General features: G+C 64.2%; 7 protein-coding genes. 3 read left to right on the forward strand and 4 right to left on the reverse strand.

Annotation, left to right across the window (positions count from 1 at the left end; translation table 11 throughout):
* Positions 1-44: 44 nt before the first annotated feature.
* A complete protein-coding gene (locus tag B7Y64_RS12120) occupies positions 45-953 on the forward strand; it encodes an SMP-30/gluconolactonase/LRE family protein (RefSeq protein WP_291328978.1) in 909 nt (302 codons plus the stop codon).
* 13 nt (positions 954-966) lie between these two features.
* On the opposite strand, the gene pgi is transcribed toward B7Y64_RS12120, so the two are convergent.
* Positions 967-2,529, reverse strand: a complete 1,563-nt coding sequence (gene pgi / locus B7Y64_RS12125) for a glucose-6-phosphate isomerase (RefSeq protein ID WP_291327295.1) — start codon at positions 2,527-2,529, stop codon at positions 967-969.
* Positions 2,530-2,695: 166 nt separating this feature from the next.
* Here pgi and zwf point away from each other — a divergent pair, with 166 nt between their 5' ends.
* Positions 2,696-4,150: a glucose-6-phosphate dehydrogenase gene (zwf, locus tag B7Y64_RS12130; protein ID WP_291327293.1), complete on the forward strand. Its 1,455-nt coding sequence runs from the start codon at positions 2,696-2,698 to the stop codon at positions 4,148-4,150.
* Between the two features lie 60 nt (positions 4,151-4,210).
* Here the strand turns inward: zwf and B7Y64_RS12135 are convergent, their stop codons facing one another.
* Both B7Y64_RS12135 and tal read right to left on the reverse strand, forming a co-directional pair.
* Entirely contained in the window at positions 4,211-5,332 is a 1,122-nt protein-coding gene (locus tag B7Y64_RS12135) for a beta-ketoacyl-ACP synthase III (protein ID WP_291327291.1), read from the reverse strand.
* 104 nt (positions 5,333-5,436) lie between these two features.
* A complete protein-coding gene (gene tal, locus B7Y64_RS12140) occupies positions 5,437-6,384 on the reverse strand; it encodes a transaldolase (protein WP_111868825.1) in 948 nt (315 codons plus the stop codon).
* A 290-nt stretch (positions 6,385-6,674) separates the two neighbouring features.
* Between tal and B7Y64_RS12145 the strand changes: the two genes are divergently transcribed.
* Entirely contained in the window at positions 6,675-7,520 is an 846-nt protein-coding gene (locus B7Y64_RS12145) for an SIS domain-containing protein (RefSeq protein ID WP_291327289.1), read from the forward strand.
* Between the two features lie 136 nt (positions 7,521-7,656).
* On the opposite strand, the gene B7Y64_RS12150 is transcribed toward B7Y64_RS12145, so the two are convergent.
* On the reverse strand, positions 7,657-8,640 hold the full coding sequence (locus B7Y64_RS12150; RefSeq protein ID WP_024812900.1) for a tripartite tricarboxylate transporter substrate binding protein: 984 nt from the start codon (positions 8,638-8,640) through the stop codon (positions 7,657-7,659).
* Positions 8,641-8,828: the final 188 nt, after the last annotated feature.

The following is an 8,828-nucleotide window of genomic DNA, read 5'->3' on the forward strand; positions in this document are numbered from 1 at the left end:
ATATCGACCTAGAATGTAATTTGATAACACCTCCGGATCAAGCAATGCCCTTGCAAGCACTCCCGTTGCCACCCTCTGAGCTGGGTGAGTCACCGTTCTGGCATCCACTGGAGAAGCGGCTGTATTGGTGCGACATCGCGGGCTTCACGGTGAATGCATGGGAGCCCGGCACCGGTCGCACCTGGCAATGGAAGACGCCGTCCGAGCCCGGATGCTGCGCTCCGTCGGAGGATGGAAAAATAGTAATCGGGTTACGCGATGGTTTTTACAGCCTGACCACCTCCACAGGTGCATTGGCTTGCCTGGCCACCCTGCCGGCCGATGCGCACAACACCCGGCTGCTGCGCCTGAACGATGGCAAATGCGACACGGCCGGGCGGTTCTGGGCCGGCTCCATGATCACCCCGCGCACGCAACCCGATGCCGCCATGTGGCGCCTGGACTGCACCACAGGCCGATGCGCCATCGACCGCATGGCGGGCGACAACTTCACGGCCAATGGCCTCGCCTTCAGCCCCGACAACCGCTGGATGTATTGGTCCAACACCCCCGAACACCGTATTGACCGCTTTGCGTTCAACGCCGCCACAGGCAGCATCCGTGATCGGCAACCCTGGGCCCGCTTCGCCCCCAAGGTGGTCGGTGAGCCCTATGGTGGCCGCCCCGACGGCGCCAGCGTGGACGTGGACGGCAACTATTGGGTGGCCATGTACGAAGGGGCCGGCATTGTGCAGCTGTCGCCTTCGGGCGATGTGCTGCAGCGCATCCCCACGCCCGTGCAATGCCCCACCAAGGTGTGCTTTGGCGACGATGACCTGCGCACGCTCTATGTCACCTCGGCGCGTGCCGGGCGGCCCGTCAGCGAATGTGAGGCGGCTATTCCGGCGGGCTCGCTGCTGCACATGCGGGTAGACACTCCGGGTCTGCCGGTAAACTTTTTTCGACCCTGCTGAGGGGTCACCGGGCTCAGCCCCGCAGGCGGTTCAGCAAGCCTGCCGTGGAGGCATCGAGCCCCTCGGCATCCCCGCTGGCCAGGCGCTGCTGCAGATCGCGCGCCAGCACCTTGCCCAGCTCTACGCCCCACTGATCGAAGCTGTCGATACCCCACAGCGCGCCGCTGACGAACACCCGATGCTCCTGCAGGGCGATGAGGGCCCCCAGCGACTCGGGCGTGAGGGACTCCAGCAGCAAAAAGGTGCTGGGCCGGTTGCCCGGAAAATGCCGGTGCCCATCGTCGCTGGCCTTGCCCACCATCAGCGCTTGCGCTTGCGCCAGGGCGTTGGCCAGCACCTGCCCATGGTGACCCACCAGAGCGTGCGATGGTTTGCGCACGGATACGATTTCCAGCGGCAGCACATCCGAGCCCTGGTGCAGCATCTGAAAAAACGCATGCTGCCCGTTGGTTCCCGGCTCGCCCCAGACAACCGGCGAGGTGGCATAAACCAGGGCCTCGCCACTGGTGGCCACGCGCTTGCCGTTGCTTTCCATTTCGAGCTGCTGCAAGTAGGCCGCCCAGCGCCGCAGCCCGGCGTGATACGGCGCGACACAACGGCTGGTAAAGCCATGGAAATTGCGGTACCAGACATCCAGCACGCCCAACCGTACGGGCAGGTTCACCTCCAGCGGCGCCGTGCGAAAGTGCTCGTCCATGGCATGCCCGCCGGCCAGCAGCCCCCGAAAACCAGCAGCACCAATTGATATGGCCAGCGGCAGGCCAATGGACGACCACAAGGAATAGCGCCCGCCCACCCAGTCCCAGAAACCAAACGTGGTGGTGATACCCAGGGCTTTCGCCGCGTCGACCTGCGTGGTGAGCGCCACAAAATGTCGCGCCACATCCGTGCCACCGTGCTGGGCAAACCAGGCCAGGCACGAACGTGCGTTGGTCATGGTTTCTGCCGTGGTGAAGGTTTTGGAGGCCACCAGGAACAAGGTGCTTTGCGGCCGCAGCAGCCGCAGCACGCCCGCCAGCTCGTGGCCATCGGCGTTGGAAACGAAGTGAAACCGCTTGCCCGGCGCGCGGTAGGCATCCAGCGCCAACACGGCCATGTGCGGCCCCAGGTCCGAGCCGCCGATGCCGATGTTCACCACGTCGGTGATGCCCTCGTCAGCGCGCACGCGGTCGGCAAAAGCCAGCATGGCGTCCAGCGTGGAGTGCACGTCGACCAGGCTCTCGGCCACGCCGGGCAGGTCACCCGGCAGCACCTGCCTTGGCGGACGCCGCAGCAGGGTGTGCAACACCGCGCGGCCCTCGGTGGTGTTGATGGGCTCGCCGTGCAGCATGGCGTCGCGGTGCTGCTCCAGCCCGCACGAGCGCGCCATGTCTAGCAGCAGTGCCTCGGTGGTCGGGTCCCAGAGGTTCTTGGAAAGATCGGCAAACAGGTGAGGCGCCACCTGGCTGAAATATTCAAAACGCCCGGTGTCCTCGGCAAAAGCGTGGCGCAAATCAAGACGCGCACCCTGCGCTGAAAAATGGGCCTTCAACAAGGGCCACTGGGGCGTCTGATCACAACGAAGAAACAGGGACATGTCGATGGTGCGCAAACAAAAAAGTAACCAAATTACAAAAACTTCAAGCGACAGAAAATTAAAAAATCCAAAATACTCCCACCTAAGCGAAGAAGATCAGGCACCAATGTAACGAGATTACAATTATCGGCCTGATGCAGCCTCGCCCCCCATCGCCGGAGACCCCATGAGTTTTGACCTCGTCCTGTTTGGCGGCACCGGCGACCTCGCCTGGCGCAAGCTCCTGCCCGCGTTGTTCCAGGCCTTTCGGCACGGCACGTTGCCCGAAGGTGGCCGCATTATCAGCGTGGCGCGGGACGATCTTACCGACGATCAATACCGCAGCCGAATCCAGATGCGCTTTGACGATGTCGAGTTGGCCAAACGCCCGACACCTCAGGAGTTTTCGCGCTTCGCGGCACTGCTGCACCACCTGCGCATGGACCTGTCGCAACCGCAGGATTATGGGCGGCTGGCCGACATGATCAAGGCCCGCAATGCCGACTCGCTGGTGATGTATGTCGCCACGGCGCCCAGTCTTTTCACGACCGTCTGCGAGCAGATCGCGGCCGTGGGACTGAACGGCCCCGCTACCCGCGTGGTGCTCGAAAAACCCCTGGGCCATGACCTGCAATCGAACCGCGCCATCAACGAGGCGCTGCGGCACGTGCTGCGGGAAGACCAGGTGTTTCGCATCGACCACTACCTGGGCAAACCATCGGTGCAGAACCTCTTTGCCATGCGCTTTGGCAATGCGCTGTTCGAGCCCCTGTGGCGGCGCGAAACCATTGCCAACATCCAGATCACCATCGCCGAAGAACTGGGCGCGGAAACCCGCGGCGCCTTCTACGACCAGACGGGCGCCCTGCGCGACATGGTGCAAAACCATGCCCTGCAATTGCTGTGCGCCATTGGCATGGAACCGCCCATCAACTCCAGCGCCAACGCCATTCGCGACGAGAAACTCAAGGTGCTGCAATCGCTCAAGCCCTGGAGCCCCGACACCATCGGCCAGCATGTGGTGCGGGGGCAATATGCCGCCGGCACGCGCCAGGGCCAGGCCGTTGCGGGTTATTTGCAGGAAAGCGGCGTTGCCCCGGGCAGCACCACAGAGACCTTTGTGGCCCTGCGCACCGAAATTTCCAACTGGCGCTGGGCGGGCGTGCCATTTTTCATCCGCACCGGCAAACGCCTGGCCAGCCGCAACGCCCATATCGTGGTCAACTTCCGGCCCGTGCCCCACCCGATTTTCAAGACCCCTGCGGGCGCTGCCAACCGCCTGGTGATCCACCTGCAGCCCAAGGACGGGCTGGAGTTGCACCTGCTGGCCCAGGGCGCCGCGCAGCACCAGACCGAACCCGCCCTGGCGCCGGTGCACCTGAACCTCGACTTTGACCAGCGCTTTGGCACCGAGCGCGTGGGCGCCTACGAGCGCCTGCTGCTGGACGTGATCGCAGGGCGGCTGAACCTGTTTGTGCGCAGTGACGAGCAGGAAGAAGCCTGGCGCTGGGTGGAGCCCATTCTGGAGCACTGGCGCACCGACCCGCACGCCCCCAGGCCCTACGCAGCCGGCAGCTGGGGCCCCAGCGCCGCCAGCGCCATGATCGCGCGCGACGGTTTTTGCTGGAGCGAAGAAGTCTGAGATTTCCCGCGCCGGTGGCTCACGCAGCCACGGCGACGCCATGGCGGCAAAGGGAAAGGGTCAGCGCTTGCGAACCACCACGCTGCCGATGGAATAGCCCGCGCCAAAGGAGCAGATCACGCCCAGATCACCGGCAGCCAGGTCGTCCCGGTGCTTGTGAAACGCAATGATGGAGCCCGCCGATGCGGTGTTGGCGAACTCGTCCAGGATCAGGGGGGCCACGTCAGCACCCGCATCCGCGCCCACCAATTTCTTGATGACCAGCTGGTTCATTCCATGATTGGCCTGGTGCAGCCAATAGCGGCGCACGGCCGTCGGTGCCTGCTCCAGCGCGGCCAGATGGGCCTCGATGTGGGCGGCAGCCAGCGGCACCACTTCCTTGAACACTTTGCGGCCCTCCTGGCGGAAGGTCTTGTCGCGCGCGTTCGGGTCGCTGTCCTCGCAGCGGTTGAGAAAGCCGAAGTTGTTGCGGATGCTGTTGGAAAACTGGGTGGCCAACTTGGTGCCCAGCACTTCCCACTGGTCGGCGGCGGTTGCGCAGTCGGCCCGCTCGACAATCACCGCCGTGCAGACATCGCCAAAGATGAAATGGCAATCACGGTCGCGCCATTCGTGGTGGCCCGAGGTGATCTCCGGGTTGACCACCAGCACGCACTTGGCGCTGCCGGTACGCACGGCGTTGACGGCCTGCTCGATGGCAAAGGTGGCCGACGAGCAGGCCACATTCATGTCAAACCCATAGCCGCTCGCACCCAGGGCTTGCTGGATCTCGATGGCCATGGCCGGGTAGGCGCGCTGCATGTTGGCCGCCGAGCACAGCACGGCATCAATCTGGTCGCCGGTCTTGCCGGCGGCATCCAGCGCCTTGCGCGCGGCATCCACGGCAATCTCGGCCATCAGCGAGAGCTGGTCGTCGGGCCGCTCGGTAAAGCGCGGGTACATGCGGGAAGGGTCCAGCACGCCGGATTTTTCGAGCACATAGCGCTGCTTGATGCCGGAGGCCTTTTCGATGAATTCGACGCTGGAATAGGTCAACGGCTCGCGCACGCCGGCGGCGATTTCGTCGGCAAGGCGCGCGTTTTCCTGGTCCACATAGCGGTTGAAGGCTTCAACCAGCTCGGCATTGGTGATGGTGTACGGGGGCTGGTAAATGCCGGTTCCGCTGATGACAACTGAGTGCATGAATCAATTCCTGTTGCCTGAACTCCAGGCAGGGTGCGCAAGTGTAACGAGCCAGGGCAAGGGCTGCGCGAGTGCCGGGTGCGCGCCAGCGCAGCCCTACGCGCTCAGGCCGCCTGGATGAGTTTTTCCAGCTTTACGGCATCTGCCGCGAAGCTGCGAATGCCCTCGGCCAGCTTTTCGGTGGCCATGGCGTCTTCATTCAGCGCAAAGCGGAAACCCGATTCGTCGAACTGGACCGCAGGCAGCGGCATGGTGCGGGCTGCCTCGGCATTGAGCGCCGGTTGCAAGGGAGCCTCCGAGGCCGCGAGCTGTGCCAGCAGCTCGGGGGCGATGGTCAGCAGGTCGCAGCCGGCCAGCGCGGTAATCTGGCCAATGTTGCGAAAGCTCGCGCCCATCACCTCGGTGGCAATGCCGAAATGCTTGTAGTGGTTGTAGATCTGGGTGACCGATTGCACGCCCGGGTCGTTGGCGCCGCTGCGCGCGGCCTCGTCCCAGCTGGCACCGGCCTGTTTTTTGTACCAGTCGTAGATGCGCCCGACAAACGGCGAAATCAATTGCACCTTGGCCTGCCCGCAGGCAACCGCCTGGCAAAACGAGAACAGCAGCGTGAGGTTGGTGTGAATGCCGCGCTGCTCCAGTTTTTCTGCGGCCTTGATGCCTTCCCAGGTGGCCGCCACCTTGATGAGCACCCGGTCGATGTGAATACCCTGCGCCTGGTACAGCTCGATGATCCGCTCCGCCCGCGTGACGGTGGCGCTGGTGTCAAAGCTCAGGCGCGCATCCACTTCGGTGGACACCCGCCCCGGAATGGTGGCCAGGATCTCGCATCCAAAGCGCACCAGCAGCCGGTCGATCACCTCATCCATGGGGCGATCTTTCCATTGGGCCACGGTGGACTGCAGCAAAGGCGCGTATTCGGGCTTTTGCACGGCCTTGAGGATCAGCGACGGGTTGGTGGTCGCATCCTGGGGCTGGAATTGCGCCAGCTGCTTGAAGTCGCCGGTATCGGCGACCACGGTGGTGAACTGTTTGAGGGCGTCAAGCTGATTCATGGCAAAAGTCTCATGGGGTGGACAGTGGACAAGCAGGCCTGCCAGCACGATGGGTCTGGCCCTTGGATGTCTCCAGTACCGTTCAGGCTGAGCTGGTCGAAGCCCTTCGACAAGCCAGTCCCTGGCCAGCCGAACGGCTCGGGGCGAACGGTTCAACACTTATAGGGGCCGCGCCAATGTGACGAGGCAGGCAACCCCCAAGTGTAGACGGCCCGTTACCGAGACGGCCCCGGGCATGAAACCGCGTTACATTGGCGCACCCTCGTTTCTGACTTTTCCGTGGATTTGACATGCTGGACCGCATCACCGCCTCCCTGCCTTCCCTGGCCCCCGCCGAGCAGCGCGTGGGCCGTCTGGTGCTGGAGGACGCACGCGCATTTGCCCGCCTTCCGGTGCGCGAGCTGGCCGCGCGCGCGCAGGTTAGCAAACCCACCGTGGTGCGCTTTTGCCGCAGCATGGGCTACGACGGCCTGGCCGATTTCAAGCTCAAGCTCGCCGGCAGCGTGAGCGAAGGCGTGCCCTTCATTCACCGCAGCGTGGACGCCGACGACAAAACCGGCGATGTGCTGGTCAAGGTGGTGGACAACGCGGTGGCCGCCTTTTTGCAATACCGCAACGCGGCCAGCACGCTGGCCATTGAACGCGCTGCCGAGGCCATCACCAGCACCTGGAAAGCGGGCAAGCGCATCGAGTTTTATGGCGCGGGCAATTCCGGCTTCGTGGCGCAGGATGCGCAGCACAAGTTCTTTCGCCTGGGCGTGACATCCATCGCCACCAGCGACGGCCATATCCAGGTAATGAGCGCCACCCTGCTCGGCCCGGGCGACTGCGCGGTGATCATCTCCAACTCGGGCCGCACGCGCGACCTGATGGACGCGGCAGACATCGCGCGCAAGAACGGCGCCACCACCATTGCCATCACCGCCAGCGGCTCACCCCTGGTAACCGCCTGCGCCATCCACCTGGCCGCCGACCACCCCGAGGGCTACGACCGCTACAGCCCCATGGTGTCGCGCCTGCTGCACCTGCTGGTGATTGACGTGCTGGCCACGTGCGTGGCGCTGCGCATCGGACCATCGCTGCAACCGGTGCTGCAGCAGATAAAGGACAACCTGCGCGCCAAGCGGTATACATGAAGCCCCCTGAGGCTCTGCGCGCCATCCCCCTCAGGGGGACGCCACCGGTGGCCCGGCAAAGCCGGTTCCACGGTGGCACTGGTGTGGGGCGCGCCCTGGTCAGGGGGTTTAGGGATGCCCAGCCGCTGTCCGGGCCTTAGTCCAGCGTCACCCCGGCGTCCCGAATCACCTTGCCCCACTTGGTCGTCTCCGACGCGAGAAACGCGTCGCAGGCCTCGGGCGTGGTGCCTTCGGCAAACGTGCCCATGGTTTCCAGCTTGGCGCGGGTTTCTTCGCTGTGGATGATCTGGTTCACTGCCTCCGACATGCGCTTGACGATGTCGCGCGGTGTGCCTGCCGGGGCAATCATGCTGGCCCAGGTGCTGCCCAGCATGCCGGGAATGCCCTGCTCCACGAAGGTCGGCACATCGGGCAGGATGGGCAGGCGCTTTTCGCTGGCCACACCGATGAGGTGGATGCGACCGGCCTTGGCGGGCTGGATCAGGTTGGGTGGCGGGTCGAGGAACAGAGGCACCTGGCCGCCCAGCAGATCGGCCAGCGCGGGCGACGCACCCCGGTACGGTATGTGGACCATGTAGGTCTTGGTCAGCGTCTTGAGCAACTCGCTGGTCAGGTGCGCCGCCGAGCCGCTGCCCGACGAGGCAAAGCTCACCTTGCCGGGGTTGGCCCTGGCGTAGGCCACCAGCTCCTTGGTGTTCTTGAACGGCGCATTGCCAGACACCGCCGCCACCAGGGGCGACACGCCCATCAATGAAACCCCCACCAGATCCTTGCGCGCGTTGTAGGGCAGCTTGGGGTAGAGCGTGGTGTTGGCCGTGAAGGCCGGAATCACGACACCAAAGGTGTGCCCGTCGGGCGCCGATTTGGCCACCGCATCGACACCGATGATGCTGTTGGCACCGGGCTTGTTGTCGATCACCACGGGCTGACCCAGCTGCTTTTGCAGGCCCACCTGCAGCAGGCGCGCCATCTGGTCGGTAAAGCCACCGGCCGTGTAGGGCACGATGATCTTGATCGGCTTGCTCGGCCAGGCCGATTGCGCCAGCGATGGCAGGGCCACGCTGGCCAGTGCGGCGGTGCCGGCCTGCACCAGGGTGCGGCGGGAAAGTTTCACGCTCATGGGTTTGTCTCCGTTCTGTTTCTAGATAAATACTGACGCTAGCGCTTATGGGATAAGCGTCAACAGCTATAATAATAATAGCATCTGCAGGCGTTACAGCGCCTTGACCAGTTCCGGCACGGCCGCAAACAGGTCCGCCTCCAGCCCATAGTCGGCCACGCTGAAGATCGGCGCCTCGGGGTCCTTGT

The sequence above is a fragment of the Acidovorax sp. 35-64-16 genome (assembly GCF_002281195.1).
Lineage (GTDB): Bacteria > Pseudomonadota > Gammaproteobacteria > Burkholderiales > Burkholderiaceae_C > Acidovorax > Acidovorax defluvii.

Coding starts and splice junctions, on each gene's coding strand:
- B7Y64_RS12120 (WP_291328978.1), top strand. CDS start 45: ATGCCCTTGCAAGCACTCCCGTTGCCACCCTCTGAGCTGGGTGAGTCA.
- pgi (WP_291327295.1), bottom strand. CDS start 2,529: ATGTCCCTGTTTCTTCGTTGTGATCAGACGCCCCAGTGGCCCTTGTTG.
- zwf (WP_291327293.1), top strand. CDS start 2,696: ATGAGTTTTGACCTCGTCCTGTTTGGCGGCACCGGCGACCTCGCCTGG.
- B7Y64_RS12135 (WP_291327291.1), bottom strand. CDS start 5,332: ATGCACTCAGTTGTCATCAGCGGAACCGGCATTTACCAGCCCCCGTAC.
- tal (WP_111868825.1), bottom strand. CDS start 6,384: ATGAATCAGCTTGACGCCCTCAAACAGTTCACCACCGTGGTCGCCGAT.
- B7Y64_RS12145 (WP_291327289.1), top strand. CDS start 6,675: ATGCTGGACCGCATCACCGCCTCCCTGCCTTCCCTGGCCCCCGCCGAG.
- B7Y64_RS12150 (WP_024812900.1), bottom strand. CDS start 8,640: ATGAGCGTGAAACTTTCCCGCCGCACCCTGGTGCAGGCCGGCACCGCC.